A 15,289-nucleotide genomic window follows, 5' to 3' on the forward strand; every position below is an offset into this window, starting at 1 on the left:
CCCCCAGCCTCTGAGGATCGAAAACCATGCGCCCGCCCTACCGCACCGCACTGTTTGCCAGCCTGCTCGCCATCGTGTGTGCCGGTGTGCTGTGGGCTGCTTACGACTGGTTTCAGGGCCGTTACCTGCGGGCCTTCAGCGAACACACCGCGGTGTTTTCCGGCGACCCGCTGCGCCTGCCCGACGACCTCGCCGGCCCCGGCAATATCCGCCTGGTGCACTTCTGGGATCCGGCCTGCCCGTGCAATGTCGGCAATCAGCAGCACCTGACCGAGATGGTCGAACAGTTCGGCCCCAAGGGTGTGGAGTTCTTTGCCGTGCAGAAGGCCGGCAGCCACGGCCAGTTACCCGCCACTCTCAGCAACCTCAAGACCATCGCGGTGCTGCCCGGCTCCGAACAGATCCCCGCCAGCCCCGCCGTGGCGATCTGGGACCGCAGCGGCCAGCTGGCGTACTTCGGCCCCTACAGCGAAGGCCTGACCTGTAATTCCAGCAACAGTTTTATCGAACCGATCCTGCAGGCGTTGAGTGATGATCGTCCGGTGAGTGCGACTCATACGTTGGCGGTGGGGTGTTATTGTCCATGGGTGAGTGGGGAGTGATCAGTCTCGGGTCCACGATAGACATTACATCAACCCCAAAAGACGCCAGAAACATACTGATAGCCAAAAACTAAACCGCCTTGAATCCAGGCTTGTTATTGGCAGCGCGCCACTCTTTGACCTCCTTTACAACTCCTTCAGGACTGTCATCTCTATCATCTCTTGGGTAATAGATCAGATCCGAGCCGTCCGGATGCTCTGTTAACCGTCTGAACTCAATTACCAGTTTTACACCTTCCTCCTCTGTTCGAGCACCAGCATCAAAAATAGAAATTACAAAGTCCAAAAATTCCGCTTCCGTATAGTCTGAAATATTTAACATTCCATCATCCTACGAAATGGCACTCCTGACAAAAATATGCCAGAAGCGCTGTAATAACTTAATAAATCAATTTTTAAACCCAGGCTTTCCGTTGGCAGCCCGCCACTCTTTAACTTCCTTCACAATACCTTCCGGGCTATCTTCTCTATCATTCCGTGGATAGTAAATCAAATCCGAACCATCTGGATGTTCAGTCAATCGCTCAAACTCAAAAATCAATTTAACGTCTTCCTCTTCCGTCCTGGCTCCACTTTCACAAATCTCAACCACAAGATCCAAAAACTCTTTTTCCGTATAGTCGGAAATTAACTTGTCACTCATACTGACTCTCCTTCTTATGAATTTCCTTATGGCGACGAGGAGTAACTATCCGAATATTTTCAAGACCATAAACATTACCGCCGCTTGAGATTCTTATCTTGTGATGCAACTCAAATTTCACTGCCTCTCCTGCTCGCTCCAGTTTTGAAACGTAGGGTGACTTTCCTTTCTCCATCGTAGACCGGTTCTGTTTTTGAAACTGAGCCGCCAACTCCGGATCCCCGGCCACCGCCTTCCAGAACGCCTCCCGAAACGCCCGAAAATTCCTGAACTCCCGCCCTCGCAACTGATCGGCAATCTGCACTGGCACCGGCGCGCCTTCGCCTTGCGATGCGCTGGCAAGCCAGTTCCCCGACACCACCTGACCCATCCCTGTCGCGACGCCCGGATCCTCCCGCCGGTCCCGAAACATGATGTAGTTCGGCGGCAGCCCGGAGTCCGGCGGGAACACCAGGACATAGTCATCGAATCCGGCTTCGGAAACCGCCGGGAACGAATCGAGGCGTCCCTCGACCGGGATCACCGTCGCTCCGGTGTAGACCGGTGGATCCGACGGTTCGGCCGGTGAGATTGTCGAGCTGTTGCCCGGATTTACGATCGGCGTCCAGGTCAGGGTGCGTGGTGGAACATCGGCGGTGGTTGCGATGTAGACGTTGCGTTCGGCGTCGTAGGAAGCCGCCAGCACCCTGACAGTCGATGGAACGTTCAGGCCATCGGTCCTGACGACAAAGACCTCTGACTGTCCGCTCGCATCGGTCTTCGAACTGAATCGGTAAGGCAGATCGACCGCGCCCTCGGCAGCCGCAATGGCGTGCAGGTCTGGCGCCGGATCAGGCGCGATGTCCGACAGCGGCGTACTGAACGCATAACGGTCCGGCAGTTCGCCGTTACCCAGTTTCGAGGAGTAGACCAATGCGCTGACACCGACCACCGCGCCTGCCCCGACACTGACCGCCAGACTGCCCAAAGCCGTAATGGCGCTGCGAACCGCCGCTTGCAGGCTGACCGAAGCGGCCTCGGCAACCGCCAGGACTCCGGCCGACGTCATGAACAGCGGTCCAGCCGCAGAAGCGGCACCCGGTGCGCCGAAGGTATGGGCGGAACGAAGAGCCTCTGCCGCTGCCCGCGCTTGCTCATCGGCGATGCGTCTTGCTTCTGCCTCGGCGGCAATTCGCGCCTCTTCCCGCAGGCGTGCCTGCTCCTGCAAATGCCAGGCTTCCTGCTCCCGGGCAAGGCGTATCTCCTGCTGCAACCGCTCCGCCTCCTGAGCCCGGGCGATCAGACCGGCAAATGCGTCCGCCGCCGCGACCATATGCCGGGCGTTTTCCGAATGCAGAAGCGAAGCGTGATAGTCCTGCCAGCGCGTGCCCAGATCCGTATTGGCCTGCAGGTCCACCAGGTTTTTCAACGCCTCGAGCTCGGGCTTGCTCAACGGGGCGTTGATCGCCGGGTTGGCGATCGCATAGGGCCGGACGGCGGCTTGCTCGGCGGCGCGAATGTTGTCCGCTGCAATTTTGTAATTCGTGAGTGTTTGAGAAAGACTGCCCCCGGTTGACCCCGCCGCCGCAGCGATTCTTTCAACGAGAAATCCCGGCAGAAACTGGAAGCGGATATTCGTTTCCAGATTGACCACGGACAGCCTTTCGGCAGCAAGAATCTCCCGAGCGTCCCTGGTCAGTTGCGCTGCACCCTCCACCTGACTTCTTTGTGCAGCCAGGCCCGGTAGTTGATTGCCGATAATGGCCATCACCCATGCAAGGCGCCGCAGCTCCATGGCCGAACGATAGGCCCTGTCGATGGCCGCATAAGCGATGGAAATATCCGGCACCGGCGACGCCAGACTTTCCCGTATTTTCCTGAAGGACAAATCCTTCATCAGGAAAAACGGATTATGACCATACAAGGAATAAGCGCCCTCGGTATGGGCACGATACTCCAGCAACTTCGCGTGAATAACCTGAATGGTTACTTCCTGATCGGCCTTGACTTTCTGAAGCAATGAAAGTCCGACACCGGCCGCCTGCCTGGCCTGCTCTACTTCATTAGTGGCGACAGCTCCGAGATTGCTGAATATTCCCGCGTACTCAAGATCAATATGTGCCTGAGCATTCTGCTGCTCATGCATCAAGTCATCCCAAATAAACGGAGTTAACGGATTCAGTTGACCAGAACCTTGACCGATGCCTCTATGCGGCCCTTCATTCAATCCCCAACTTCCCGAAAAAAACCCACCTTGCGCCAATCGAACCGGCGCAGTTGTCTGGATGGGTATCGGTGCCAGTTCATATTTCCCCGGTGCGGTCTGCTTGTGCGGTCCAAGATAGTTTTCAATATCACTCATACGACTTCTCCATGTCAGTTATTCCATGTATCGAATTCGCAAACTTCGCTTTAGTCCTCCGTTTTTTCTCGAGGTCTTTTATAGGCCTGCCCCGTTAAACGTCGCAATAACAGACCTGTAGTGCACTTCCCGAAAACCTGAAGGAAACTTCCTATTCCAGAAATACTGTGTTATGAAATCCCGGTTGCGCGCTTCAACTGGATCAGCACCATCAATGCCTTCATATAAATAGAACGACAGGGAGCAGATTTTTCATGAAAAAAGGCTTGACCGTACTTGCGCTGCTGATCGTCATTCCCGCCATCGGAGTTGGCGGATACCTCTACAGCAAGCAACCGACGCGTCAGGGCCAGGTGGAGTTGCGCAACCTGCAAGGCTCGGTGACGGTGCGTTACGACGAACGCGGCGTGCCGCACATCCGTGCCGAAAACGAAACCGACCTTTATCGCGCCCTGGGCTACGTGCACGCCCAGGATCGTCTGTTCCAGATGGAAGCCATGCGCCGTCTGGCCCGGGGCGAACTGGCCGAAGTGCTCGGGCCGAAACTGCTCGACACCGACAAACTGTTTCGCAGCCTGCGCATCCGCGAGCGCGCCGCCAGTTACGTGGCCGGCCTGGACAGGCAGTCACCGGCGTGGAAGGCCCTGCAAGCCTATCTGGACGGCATCAACCAATATCAGGACTCGCACGCCGCCCCTGTCGAGTTCGACGTGCTGGGCATCCCCAAGCGGCCTTTCACCGCCGAAGACACCATCAGCGTCGCCGGCTACATGGCCTACAGCTTCGCCGCTGCGTTTCGCACCGAACCGCTGCTGACCTACGTGCGCGATCAACTGGGCGCTGACTACCTCAACGTCTTCGACCTCGACTGGCAGCCCAAGGGCGTGCTCGCCAAGGGCCGCGCCGGCACCGCACCGACCCTCGCTGCCGATGACTGGAAAGACCTGAACGCCCTCGCCCGCCTCAGCGAGCAGGCACTGATCGACAACGGCCTGCCACAGTTCGAAGGCAGCAACGCCTGGGTGATTGCCGGCAGTCGCAGCAAGGGCGGCAAGGCCTTGCTGGCCGGCGACCCGCACATCCGTTTCTCGGTGCCGTCGGTGTGGTACGAAGCGCAGCTGTCGGCGCCGGGCTTTGAACTCTACGGCCATCATCAGGCGCTGGTGCCGTTTGCGTTTCTGGGACACAACCTGGATTTCGGCTGGAGCCTGACCATGTTCCAGAACGATGACCTCGACCTGATCGCCGAAAAGGTCAACCCGGACAACCCGAACCAGGTCTGGTATCACGGCCAGTGGACGGACATGGTCAGCACCGAGCAGCAGATCGCCGTAAAGGGCCAGGCCCCGGTGACCATCACCCTGCGCCAGTCGCCCCACGGGCCTATCGTCAACGATGCACTTGGCACCGCCGCCGGAAAAACCCCGATTGCCATGTGGTGGGCGTTTCTCGAAACGCCGAATCCGATCCTCGATGGTTTCTACCAGCTCAACCGCGCCGACACTCTCGCCAAGGCCCGCGCCGCAGCGGCCAAGGTGCAGGCGCCGGGATTGAACATCGTCTACGCCAACGCCAGGGGCGATATCGCCTGGTGGGCTTCGGCGCTGTTGCCCAGGCGTCCGGCCGGGGTCAAACCCGCGTTCATCCTCGACGGCAGCGGCAACCAGGCCGACAAGGACGGTTACTTCCCGTTCAGCGCCAACCCGCAGGAAGAGAACCCGGCCCGGGGCTATATCGTCTCCGCCAACTTCCAGCCCGTGTCGCCGACCGGCCTGGAGATTCCCGGTTATTACAACCTTGCCGACCGTGGCCAGCAACTCAACCGCCAGCTCGCCGACAAGAACGTGAAGTGGGACAACGAGGCCAATCAGAAGCTGCAACTGGGCACCACCACCGGTTATGGCCCGCGCGTGCTGGCGCCGCTGCTGCCGGTATTGCGTGAAGTGGTGAGCGACCCGGCACAACTGAAACTGGTCGGGCAACTGGCGCAGTGGCAAGGCGATTACCCACTGGACTCGGTCAGCGCGACGGTGTTCAACCAGTTCCTCTATGACCTGGCCGACGCGGCAATGCGTGATGAGCTGGGCAACGACATGTTCGAGACCCTGCTGTCGACCCGCGTGATCGATGCGGCGTTACCGCGCCTTGCGGCGAATGCCGATTCACCGTGGTGGGACAACCGCAACACCCCGGGCAAGGAGAGCCGCGCCGACACCGTGCGCACCGCATGGCAGGCGAGCATGGCGCACCTGAAACAGACCCTCGGCGACGATCCCTCCGGCTGGCAATGGGGCAAGGCCCACACGCTGACCCATGGCCATCCGCTGGGGCAACAGAAACCGCTGGACCGCATCTTCAATGTCGGCCCGTTCGCCGCACCCGGCTCCCATGAAGTACCGAACAACCTCTCGGCGAAGCTCGGCCCGGCGCCGTGGCCGGTGACCTACGGCCCGTCGACCCGGCGGCTGGTGGACTTCGCGGATCCGGCTCACAGCCTGACCATCAACCCGGTCGGCCAGAGCGGCGTGCCGTTCGACAGCCACTATGACGATCAGGCGGAGGCGTATGTGGACGGGCTGTATGTGCAGGCGCATTTCAGTGATGAAGAGGTGACGGCGAATACGCGCAGTACCTTGAAGCTGTTGCCGGCGCGGGCAGCTCAATAGATTTTTGCTGACTGGAGCGGCCCCTTCGCGAGCAAGCTCGCTCCCACATTGGATCGCGGTTTCCTGTGGGAGCGAGTTTGCTCCGGGCGGCGTTCCGACGAAGGGGCCATTCAGAACAAAACAGATCTCAAACCATCGCCGCAAAATTCGACCGGAATTGCTGCGGCGTCACCCCCAGCCGCCGGTTGAACACGCTGCGCATGTGTTGCGCGTCGCGAAACCCGCACTGATACGCCACCGTTTTCAACGGCGCCGTGGTGCTTTCAAGCATGACCCGCGCCGCATCCACCCGCGCCCGCTCGACGAACTCCGCCGGAGTCACTTTCGCCTCTCGGGCAAACACCCGGGAGAAATTCCTCGCACTCATGTTCGCGGCATTCGCCAGATCGGCGATGGTCAAGTCACCGGTGAGATTGGCCAGCACGTACAACTGCACCATCGCCACCGCCGACGTCGGTTCGGCATGCGGCGTGAGAAACGGACTGAACTGCGACTGCCCGCCCGAGCGCTGGGTGAACACCACCAGCCGCTTGGCCACGCTCAGCGCTGTGTCGGCCCCGTAATCACGCGCCAGCAGGTACAGCGACAGATCGATCCCCGCCGTCACCCCCGCCGAGGTGTAGAGCTGACCATCCTCGACGTACAACCGATCGGCCTCGACCCGGCTCGACGGGCACAACTTCGCCAGCGCGCCGGCGTCGTTCCAGTGAGTGGTGACCGTGTGTCCCTCCAGCACCCCGGCACGGGCGAGCATGAACGCACCGTTGCAGATCGAGCCGAACCGCCGCGCCCGTCCGCAGGCTTCCCGCAGCCAGCGATCGAACGTTTCGCCGAAATCCAGGAACGGCAACTGCGGTCCACCGGCCACCAGCAGCAAATCGTACGCCTGCGATGCATCGCTGAAATGCCGGTGAGCACTCAGTGTCAGCCCGTTCGAACACGCCATCGGCCCGCGCTCGACGCCGATCACTTCCAGCCGGTAGTGATTCTCCGGCGCCAGGAAGCGATTGGCCTCGGCGAACACATCCATGGGACCGCTGACGTCCAGCGCCTGCACGCCGGGAAACACCACGATGGCAACGGTTCTGTTCATGGCGATGTCGGCTCCCTGGAATGGCGAATCAGCGCCAACCCTAGCCAATCCTCGCCACAGAAGCGAGCTGGCACGATTTGCAGGTGGAATGGCAAGGATCGCAGCCATGGATCGATTGTCCGGCTCTGCCCCCGGGAACAGACTTTCTTCACCAGCGCCGCAACGGCGTTTTCGACGAGGAAGCTCAACATGACCACGACCATTGCCGGTATCAAGATCCCTGACAGCGCCCTGGCGCGAGCCACCACCGAATACATCCGCGACATCGAATCCGATTTGCTTTACCACCACTCGCGCCGGGTTTTTCTGTTCGGCGCCTTGAGCGGTGAACGCAAGCAATTGGCCTACGACCCTGAGCTGCTGTACGTCGGCGCGATGTTCCATGATCTGGGTCTGGTCGAAGGTCACCGCAGCGATGACGAGCGTTTCGAAGTCGATGGCGCCAACGCGGCGGCCGCATTTCTCAAGCCTTACGGTCTGAGCGACGACGACATCGAACAGGTCTGGCTGTCGATCGCCCTGCACACCACGCCAGGCGTGCCGAAGCATTTGCGGCCGACCGTGGCGCTGGTGACCGCTGGCGTCGAAATGGACGTGCTGGGCATGGATTACGCGGCGTTCACTGCCGTGCAGCGTGAGGCGGTGGTGCATGCGCACCCACGGGGCGAGGGTTTCAAGGAGTGCATCATCTGCGCGTTTGCCGACGGCTTGCGTCATCGCCCGCAGACCACATTCGGCAATGTGAAGACCGATGTGCTGAAAGATCAGATGCCGGGGTTCAAGCCGATGAATTTCGTTGACGTCATCCGCAGTTCTCCCTGGTCTGCATAAACGAAATGTGGGAGCGAGCCTGCTCGCGAAAGCGCGGTGTCAGCCAACATCTGAGTCGACTGGCACTCCGTCTTCGCGAGCAGGCTCGCTCCCACATTGGGATTCGGGTTGGCCTTGAGGAAGGGCCAACCCGGTTTTGCTCACGCCACTTCCGGCGTCGGCGCCCGGCGCACGTCCGGTTGCTTCCACGAATCGGCGGCACTTTCTTCGATGGCCTGCTGGATCGCCTTGCGGCGCGCCTCTTCGGCACGGCGGCTGAAGAACCAGACCATGAAGGTCACCAGCGACACTGCCAGCAGAATCAGGCTGGCCACGGCGTTGATCTCCGGTTTCACACCCAGACGCACCGCCGAGAACACTTCCATCGGCAGGGTCGTCGAGCCGGGGCCGGAAACGAAGCTCGCCAATACCAGGTCATCCAGCGACAGGGCGAAGGACATCATGCCGCCCGCCGCCAGCGATGGCGCGATCATCGGGATGGTGATCAGGATGAACACCTTCCACGGCCGCGCACCCAGATCCATGGCGGCCTCTTCGATCGACAGATCCAGCTCACGCAGACGCGCCGACACCACCACCGCCACATACGCCGCACAGAACGTGGTGTGAGCGATCCAGATGGTGACGATACCGCGCTCCTGCGGCCAGCCGATCATCTGCGCCATCGCCACGAACAGCAGCAACAGCGACAGACCGGTAATCACCTCGGGCATGACCAGCGGCGCCGTCACCAGGCCACCAAACAGCGTACGGCCCTTGAAACGGGTGATGCGGGTCAGCACGAACGCCGCCAGCGTACCCAGCGCCACTGCCGCGACGGCGGTGTAGCAGGCGATTTCCAGCGAACGCACCACCGAGCCCATCAGTTGCGTGTTGTCGAGCAGGCCGACATACCACTTCACCGACCAGCCGCCCCACACCGTCACCAGTTTCGAAGCGTTGAACGAGTAGATCACCAGGATCAGCATCGGCAAGTAGATGAACAACAGGCCGAGCACCAGCATCAGGCTGGAGAAACGGAAGCGCTTCATTCTTTACCCTCCATTTCCTTGGCCTGACTGCGGTTGAACAGGATGATCGGCACGATCAGGATCGCCAGCATCACCACCGCCAGGGCGGATGCCACCGGCCAGTCACGGTTGTTGAAGAACTCTTGCCAGAGCACTTTACCGATCATCAGGGTTTCCGGGCCGCCCAGCAGTTCCGGAATCACGAACTCGCCCACCACCGGGATGAACACCAGCATGCAGCCGGCGATGATGCCGTTCTTGGACAGCGGCACGGTGATTTTCCAGAAGCTGTTGAAGGTGCTCGAACCCAGATCGGACGCTGCCTCCAGCAAGCTTGGATCATGCTTCACCAGGTTGGCGTACAACGGCAGGATCATGAACGGCAGGTACGAATAGACGACACCGATGTACACCGCCAGGTTGGTGTTGAGGATCTGCAGCGGCTCGTCGATCAGGCCCATGCTCATCAGGAACCCGTTGAGCAGGCCGTTGTTGCTGAGGATGCCCATCCACGCGTAGACCCGGATCAGGATCGCGGTCCAGGTCGGCATCATGATCAGCAGCACCAGCACGGTCTGCGTTTCCTTGCGGGCCGTGGCGATGCCGTAGGCCATCGGATAGCCGATCAACAGACACAGCAGCGTACTGAAGAACGCCATCTTCAGCGAACCCAGGTACGCCGAGAGGTACAACTCGTCGTCGCCGAGCATCGCGTAGTTGCCCAGATTCAGCAGCAACTGCAGTTTCTGCTCGGCGTAGGTGTAGATCTCGGTGTACGGCGGGATGGCCACGTCCGCTTCGGCAAAGCTGATCTTCAGGACGATGAAGAACGGCAGCATGAAGAACAGAAACAGCCAGATGAACGGAACCCCGATGACCAGTTGACGGCCACCGGGAATTATTCGATTGAGCCGGCGTTTGAATTTGCGCATGTTCATGAGCGAAGTACCACGCCGCTGTCATCTTCCCAGTACACGTACACCTGATCGCCCCAGGTCGGACGTGCGCCACGGCGTTCGGCGTTGGCCACGAACGACTGCACCAGCTTGCCGCTCGGCAATTCGACGTAGAACACCGAGTGCCGCCGAGGTAGGCGATGTCGTGCACCTTGCCGCTGGACCAGTTGTATTCACAGGTCGGCATTTCGGCGGTGACCAGCAGTTTCTCCGGACGGATCGCATAGGTCACGGACTTGTCCTGCACCGAAGTGCTGATGCCGTGACCGACGTAGATCTGCCGGTCGAGGTCCTTGCAGGTGATGGTCGCGTGGCCTTCGGCGTCGTCGATCACTTCGCCTTCGAAGATGTTCACGTTGCCGATGAATTCACAGACCAGACGGCTGGTCGGGGTTTCGTAGATGTCGATAGGACTGCCGATCTGGGCGATCCAGCCCAGGTGCATGATCGCGATGCGCTCGGCCATGGTCATGGCTTCTTCCTGATCGTGGGTCACCATCACGCACGTCACACCCACGCGCTCGATGATTTCCACCAGTTCCAGCTGCATCTGCGAACGCAGTTTCTTGTCCAGCGCGCCCATCGGCTCGTCGAGCAGCAACAGCTTCGGCCGCTTGGCCAGCGAACGTGCCAGCGCCACGCGCTGACGCTGACCGCCGGACAGTTGATGCGGCTTGCGCTTGGCGTACTGGCTCATCTGCACCAGCTTGAGCATCTCGGCCACGCGGGCATCGATCTCGGGGGCCGGGATCTTGTCCTGCTTGAGACCGAACGCGATGTTCTGCGCCACGGTCATGTGCGGGAACAGCGCGTAGGACTGGAACATCATGTTGATCGGTCGCTCGTACGGCGGCATGTCGGTGATGTCGACGCCGTCGAGGAAAATGCGCCCCTCCGTGGGCCGTTCGAACCCTGCCAGCATCCGCAGCAGAGTGGATTTGCCCGATCCCGAACCGCCGAGCAGGGCGAAGATCTCGCCCTTCTTGATTTCCAGGGACACATCGTCCACGGCAACCGTCTCGTCGAACTTCTTCGTGACCCGGTCGATTTTAACCAGCACCTGCTTGGGTGTCTGGTCGCCCTCGAGGGCTTTCTTATAGGCGCCGGAGGCAACTGCCATTTACGAAACTCCCAGAAAAAAAACAGTGCAGTTCGCCCACGCAAGACGAACCCAGGATGGTTTGCGCGTTATTTACCCGACTTGACCTTGGTCCAGTTGCGGGTCATCAAACGCTGAATGTTCGGTGGCAACTCGGTGGACACGTAAGTCTTGTCGAGCACGGCCTGCGGCGGATAAACCGCTTCGTCGGTACGGATGGACTGCTCCATCAGCTTGTCCGCCCCCGGGTTGGGATTGGCGTAGCCGACGTAATCACTGACCTGGGCGATGACCTCAGGTTTCAGCAAATAGTTGATGAAGGCGTGGGCTTCCTTGACGTTCGACGAATCCTTCGGGATCGCCAGCATGTCGAACCAGAGCGCACCACCCTCTTTCGGAATCGAGTAGGCGATGTTCACGCCCTTCTTGGCTTCTTCGGCGCGATGTTTGGCCTGGAAGATGTCGCCGGAGAAGCCGATGGCCACGCAGATATCGCCATTGGCCAGGTCGCCGATGTATTTCGAGGAATGGAAGTAGGTGACGTAGGGGCGCACCGCCAGCAACTTGGCCGTGGCTTTCTCGTAATCCTTGGGATTGGTGCTGTTGGCATTCAGGCCCATGTAGTTGAGCACGGTCGGCATCATTTCATCGGCCGAATCGAGGAACGCGACGCCACAGCTGTGCAGCTTCTTGATGTTCTCCGGCTCGAACAGCACGCTCCAGGAGTCGATCCTGTCGATGCCCAGCACGGCCTTGACCTTGCCGACGTTGTAACCGATGCCGTTGGTGCCCCACAGGTACGGCACGGCGTACTGGTTGCCCGGGTCGTTCTGTTCCAGTCGTTTGAGCAACACCGGATCCAGATTGGCGTAGTTCGTCAGTTGCGCCTTGTCGAGCTTCTGGAACGCGCCGGCCTTGATCTGTTTGCCGAGGAAGTGGTTCGACGGCACGACCACGTCGTAACCGGTACGCCCGGCGAGCAGTTTGCCTTCCAAAGTCTCATTGGAATCGAACACGTCGTAGACCGGTTTGATGCCGGTTTCTTTCTGGAAATCGGCCAGGGTGGTCTCGCCGATGTAATCCGACCAGTTATAAATATGCACAGTACCGGCAGCCTGGGCACCGACAGCGAAGGTCAGGCCGGCAGCGGCCAGCAGGGCATTGCGCAAGGAAGAAAAAATAGGCAAGTGGAGGTCCTCTAATTCAGTTGGGCCCAAGTTGCCCCGCGCTGCGTGACAGTCACGGTTGCCCGGCAACAAAACCGGCGCGCAACTTACCTTCGAAAAACCGTTGCAGCAAAACTTTCTGTCATTTAATTGCACCACTGGCCGCCCGGATGAAGGCGACGGCCAGTGGTGACGGCCTCAAACCGGCTTATTTGCCGGATTTGATCTTGGTCCAGCTGCGAGTCATTTCACGCTGGGTCGCCGCCGGCAGATCGGCGATGGCATACAGCTTGGCCTGCACGTCGGCTGGCGGGTAGATGCCCGGATCGCTGGTGATTTCTTTCTCTACCAGTGGTGTTGCAGCGGCGTTACCGTTCGGGAAGCGTACGGCGTTGGTGATGCCGGCCATGACTTCAGGCTTCTGCAGGAAGGTCATGAACTTGTAGGCGCCTTCAACGTTTTCGGCATCCTTCGGAATGGCGACCATGTCGAAGAAGCTGCCGGCGCCTTCCTTCGGAATGGCGTAGCTGACTTTCACCTTGTCACCGGCCTCGGCGGCACGGGACTTGGCCTGCTGCACGTCACCCGAGTAGCCGACCGCTACGCAGATGTTGCCGTTGGCCAGGTCCGAGATGTACTTGGAGGAATGGAAGTAGGTGATCGAAGGACGAATCTTGAGGAACAGGTCTTCGGCTTTCTTGATGTCATCTTTCTTCTGGCTGTCGGTTGGCAGGCCCAGGTAGTGCAACGCGACCGGGAGCATTTCGGTCGGTGAATCGAGGAAGCTCACGCCGCAGCCCTTGAGCTTGGCGATGTTTTCCGGCTTCAGCAGTACGTCCCAGGAATCGATCTTGTCGACGCCCAGCGCAGCCTTGACCTTCTCCGGGTTGTAGCCGATGCCGATCGAACCCCACATGTACGGGAACGCGTGTTTGTTGTCCGGGTCGCTGACCGACACGGCCTTGAGCAGGTCCTGGTTCAGGTTCTTCCAGTTGGGCAGCTTGGAGCGATCCAGTTCCTGGTACACGCCGGCCTTGATCTGCTTGGCCAGGAAGTTGTTCGAAGGCACGACGACGTCGTAGCCGGACTTGCCCGCCAGCAGTTTGGCTTCCAGCGTTTCGTTGGAATCGAATACGTCGTAGACCACCTTGATCCCCGACTCTTTCTCGAAGTTCGCGATGGTGTCCGGAGCGATATAGTCGGACCAGTTGTAGACGTGCAGCACTTTGTCGTCCGCGTGCACCGCGCCCGCCATCATGCCCGCGACGGACAGGGCCAGAAGTGTCTTGCCAGCAAGCTTTTTACCTAATGCCTTCATGCGTCATGCTCCAAATTTTTCTTTTTTGAACCACTTTGTTCAGCGGCCGAACCCCGACAACTGGAACCGCGGCTAGTCTGGCAAGATACGAGGCGGTCTTTCAAGAAAAGACCAGCCTTTGCAAAGGCTCCGAGCAACAGCACGACAGTTCCATCGCTCAGAGCCTAGCACTTAGCCCTGCAATGCACTGAGGGTCAGGTCCAGGCACTTGCGGGCCTTGGTCACCAGCTCATCGATCTCCGCCTTGCTGATCACCAGCGGCGGCGCAATGATCATGGTGTCGCCCACGGCTCGCATGATCAGGCCGTTGTCGAAACAGAACTGGCGGCAGATCATGCCTACACCCTTGCCTTCGTAGCGCTTGCGAGTGGCCTTGTCCTGCACCAGCTCGATGGCCCCCAGCAGACCGACCCCGCGCACTTCCCCCACCAACGGGTGATCGTTCAGTTCGCGCAGACGTTTCTGCAAATACGGTGCCGTTTCCTCATGGGCGCGCTCGATGATTTTCTCTTCGCGCAGAATCCGGATGTTTTCCAGCCCCACCGCCGCCGCCACCGGGTGCCCGGAATAGGTGAAGCCGTGGTTGAAATCGCCGCCCTCGTTGAGCACCTTCACCACCTCGTCACGCACGATCAGGCCACCCATCGGGATGTAACCGGACGTCAGGCCTTTGGCGATGGTCATCATGTGCGGCTTGAGGTCGTAGAAATCGCTGCCGAACCATTCGCCGGTACGGCCGAAACCGCAGATCACCTCGTCCGCCACGAACAGGATGTCGTATTTGGCGAGGATTTCCTTGATGCGCGGCCAGTAGGTGTCTGGCGGAATGATCACACCGCCGGCGCCCTGGATCGGCTCGGCAATGAAGGCACCGACGTTGTCGACGCCGACTTCCAGAATCTTCTCTTCCAGCTGATTGGCCGCCCAGATGCCGAACTCTTCCGGGGTCATGTCACCGCCTTCGGCGAACCAGTACGGCTGGGCGATGTGGACGATGCCCGGGATCGGCAGATCGCCCTGTTCGTGCATATACGTCATGCCGCCCAGGCTGGCGCCGGCCACGGTGGAGCCGTGGTAGCCGTTCTTGCGGCTGATGATGACTTTCTTGTTCGGCTGGCCCTTGATCGCCCAGTAGTGGCGAACCATGCGCAGCATGGTGTCGTTGCCTTCAGAGCCCGAACCGGTGAAGAACACATGATTCATGCCTTCCGGCGCGACGTCGGCGATGGCCTTGGCCAGTTCCAGCGCCGGCGGGTGCGCGGTCTGGAAGAACAGGTTGTAGTAAGGCAGTTCACGCATTTGTTTCGCGGCGGCTTCGGCCAGTTCATCGCGACCGTAGCCGATGGCCACGCACCACAGGCCGGCCATGCCATCGAGGATCTTGTTGCCCTCGCTGTCCCAGAGGTACACGCCCTTGGCGTTGGTGATGATCCGTGGGCCCTTCTCTTTCAGCTGTTTGAAGTCGCTGAACGGGGCCAGGTGGTGATCGCTGCTGAGGGTTTGCCACTCACGGGTTTGCGGGTTGTTGCTGGTCATGCCAATTCTCCTTGTTATCGGTGAAGGC

12 protein-coding genes and 1 pseudogene are annotated in these 15,289 nt (G+C 59.9%); 3 read left to right on the top strand and 10 right to left on the bottom strand.

Going from position 1 to position 15,289, the window contains the following annotated elements; translation table 11 throughout:
* Positions 1-26: 26 nt before the first annotated feature.
* The gene (locus tag BBF94_RS15565) at positions 27-602 is read left to right on the top strand and encodes a DUF6436 domain-containing protein (protein ID WP_065259881.1); all 576 of its coding nucleotides are present in this window, start codon (positions 27-29) and stop codon (positions 600-602) included.
* A gap of 70 nt (positions 603-672) precedes the next feature.
* On the opposite strand, the gene BBF94_RS15570 is transcribed toward BBF94_RS15565, so the two are convergent.
* The 3 genes from BBF94_RS15570 to BBF94_RS15580 all read right to left on the bottom strand — a co-directional run bounded on the left by BBF94_RS15570 (position 673) and on the right by BBF94_RS15580 (position 3,586).
* Complete coding sequence (locus tag BBF94_RS15570; protein WP_065259882.1) at positions 673-924, bottom strand: bacteriocin immunity protein; 252 nt, start codon at positions 922-924, stop codon at positions 673-675.
* Between the two features lie 66 nt (positions 925-990).
* Positions 991-1,245: a bacteriocin immunity protein gene (locus BBF94_RS15575; protein WP_065259883.1), complete on the bottom strand. Its 255-nt coding sequence runs from the start codon at positions 1,243-1,245 to the stop codon at positions 991-993.
* Positions 1,238-3,586, bottom strand: a complete 2,349-nt coding sequence (locus BBF94_RS15580; RefSeq protein ID WP_065259884.1) for an S-type pyocin domain-containing protein — start codon at positions 3,584-3,586, stop codon at positions 1,238-1,240. The genes BBF94_RS15575 and BBF94_RS15580 overlap by 8 nt, the downstream gene beginning before the upstream one ends.
* A 254-nt stretch (positions 3,587-3,840) precedes the next feature.
* Between BBF94_RS15580 and BBF94_RS15585 the strand changes: the two genes are divergently transcribed.
* On the top strand, positions 3,841-6,252 hold the full coding sequence (locus BBF94_RS15585; RefSeq protein WP_065259885.1) for a penicillin acylase family protein: 2,412 nt from the start codon (positions 3,841-3,843) through the stop codon (positions 6,250-6,252).
* A 127-nt stretch (positions 6,253-6,379) separates the two neighbouring features.
* Here BBF94_RS15585 and BBF94_RS15590 read toward each other — a convergent pair whose 3' ends face one another.
* Positions 6,380-7,345 carry a GlxA family transcriptional regulator gene (locus tag BBF94_RS15590; RefSeq protein WP_065259886.1) on the bottom strand — a complete coding sequence of 322 codons (966 nt, stop codon included), beginning with the start codon at positions 7,343-7,345 and terminating at the stop codon, positions 6,380-6,382.
* A 189-nt stretch (positions 7,346-7,534) separates the two neighbouring features.
* Between BBF94_RS15590 and BBF94_RS15595 the strand changes: the two genes are divergently transcribed.
* Entirely contained in the window at positions 7,535-8,176 is a 642-nt protein-coding gene (locus BBF94_RS15595) for an HD domain-containing protein (protein ID WP_065259887.1), read from the top strand.
* Between the two features lie 140 nt (positions 8,177-8,316).
* Here the strand turns inward: BBF94_RS15595 and BBF94_RS15600 are convergent, their stop codons facing one another.
* The 6 genes and pseudogenes from BBF94_RS15600 to BBF94_RS15625 all read right to left on the bottom strand — a co-directional run bounded on the left by BBF94_RS15600 (position 8,317) and on the right by BBF94_RS15625 (position 15,261).
* Positions 8,317-9,207, bottom strand: a complete 891-nt coding sequence (locus tag BBF94_RS15600; protein WP_065259888.1) for an ABC transporter permease subunit — start codon at positions 9,205-9,207, stop codon at positions 8,317-8,319.
* Complete coding sequence (locus BBF94_RS15605) at positions 9,204-10,085, bottom strand: ABC transporter permease subunit (protein WP_260523589.1); 882 nt, start codon at positions 10,083-10,085, stop codon at positions 9,204-9,206. The genes BBF94_RS15600 and BBF94_RS15605 overlap by 4 nt, the downstream gene beginning before the upstream one ends.
* A 35-nt stretch (positions 10,086-10,120) precedes the next feature.
* Positions 10,121-11,262 (bottom strand): annotated as a pseudogene (locus BBF94_RS15610) (ABC transporter ATP-binding protein).
* 68 nt (positions 11,263-11,330) lie between these two features.
* Complete coding sequence (locus BBF94_RS15615; protein WP_065259890.1) at positions 11,331-12,428, bottom strand: polyamine ABC transporter substrate-binding protein; 1,098 nt, start codon at positions 12,426-12,428, stop codon at positions 11,331-11,333.
* Positions 12,429-12,615: 187 nt separating this feature from the next.
* A complete protein-coding gene (locus BBF94_RS15620; protein WP_065259891.1) occupies positions 12,616-13,725 on the bottom strand; it encodes a polyamine ABC transporter substrate-binding protein in 1,110 nt (369 codons plus the stop codon).
* Between the two features lie 171 nt (positions 13,726-13,896).
* Positions 13,897-15,261, bottom strand: a complete 1,365-nt coding sequence (locus tag BBF94_RS15625; protein ID WP_065259892.1) for an aspartate aminotransferase family protein — start codon at positions 15,259-15,261, stop codon at positions 13,897-13,899.
* Positions 15,262-15,289: the final 28 nt, after the last annotated feature.

Source organism: Pseudomonas bananamidigenes (genome assembly GCF_001679645.1).
GTDB lineage: Bacteria > Pseudomonadota > Gammaproteobacteria > Pseudomonadales > Pseudomonadaceae > Aquipseudomonas > Aquipseudomonas bananamidigenes.

Bases quoted from the DNA above. Each gene is read 5' to 3' on its own strand.
- BBF94_RS15580 (WP_065259884.1), bottom strand. From the start codon at position 3,586: ATGAGTGATATTGAAAACTATCTTGGACCGCACAAGCAGACCGCACCG.
- BBF94_RS15575 (WP_065259883.1), bottom strand. From the start codon at position 1,245: ATGAGTGACAAGTTAATTTCCGACTATACGGAAAAAGAGTTTTTGGAT.
- BBF94_RS15585 (WP_065259885.1), top strand. From the start codon at position 3,841: ATGAAAAAAGGCTTGACCGTACTTGCGCTGCTGATCGTCATTCCCGCC.
- BBF94_RS15625 (WP_065259892.1), bottom strand. From the start codon at position 15,261: ATGACCAGCAACAACCCGCAAACCCGTGAGTGGCAAACCCTCAGCAGC.
- BBF94_RS15620 (WP_065259891.1), bottom strand. From the start codon at position 13,725: ATGAAGGCATTAGGTAAAAAGCTTGCTGGCAAGACACTTCTGGCCCTG.
- BBF94_RS15590 (WP_065259886.1), bottom strand. From the start codon at position 7,345: ATGAACAGAACCGTTGCCATCGTGGTGTTTCCCGGCGTGCAGGCGCTG.
- BBF94_RS15595 (WP_065259887.1), top strand. From the start codon at position 7,535: ATGACCACGACCATTGCCGGTATCAAGATCCCTGACAGCGCCCTGGCG.
- BBF94_RS15565 (WP_065259881.1), top strand. From the start codon at position 27: ATGCGCCCGCCCTACCGCACCGCACTGTTTGCCAGCCTGCTCGCCATC.
- BBF94_RS15570 (WP_065259882.1), bottom strand. From the start codon at position 924: ATGTTAAATATTTCAGACTATACGGAAGCGGAATTTTTGGACTTTGTA.
- BBF94_RS15600 (WP_065259888.1), bottom strand. From the start codon at position 9,207: ATGAAGCGCTTCCGTTTCTCCAGCCTGATGCTGGTGCTCGGCCTGTTG.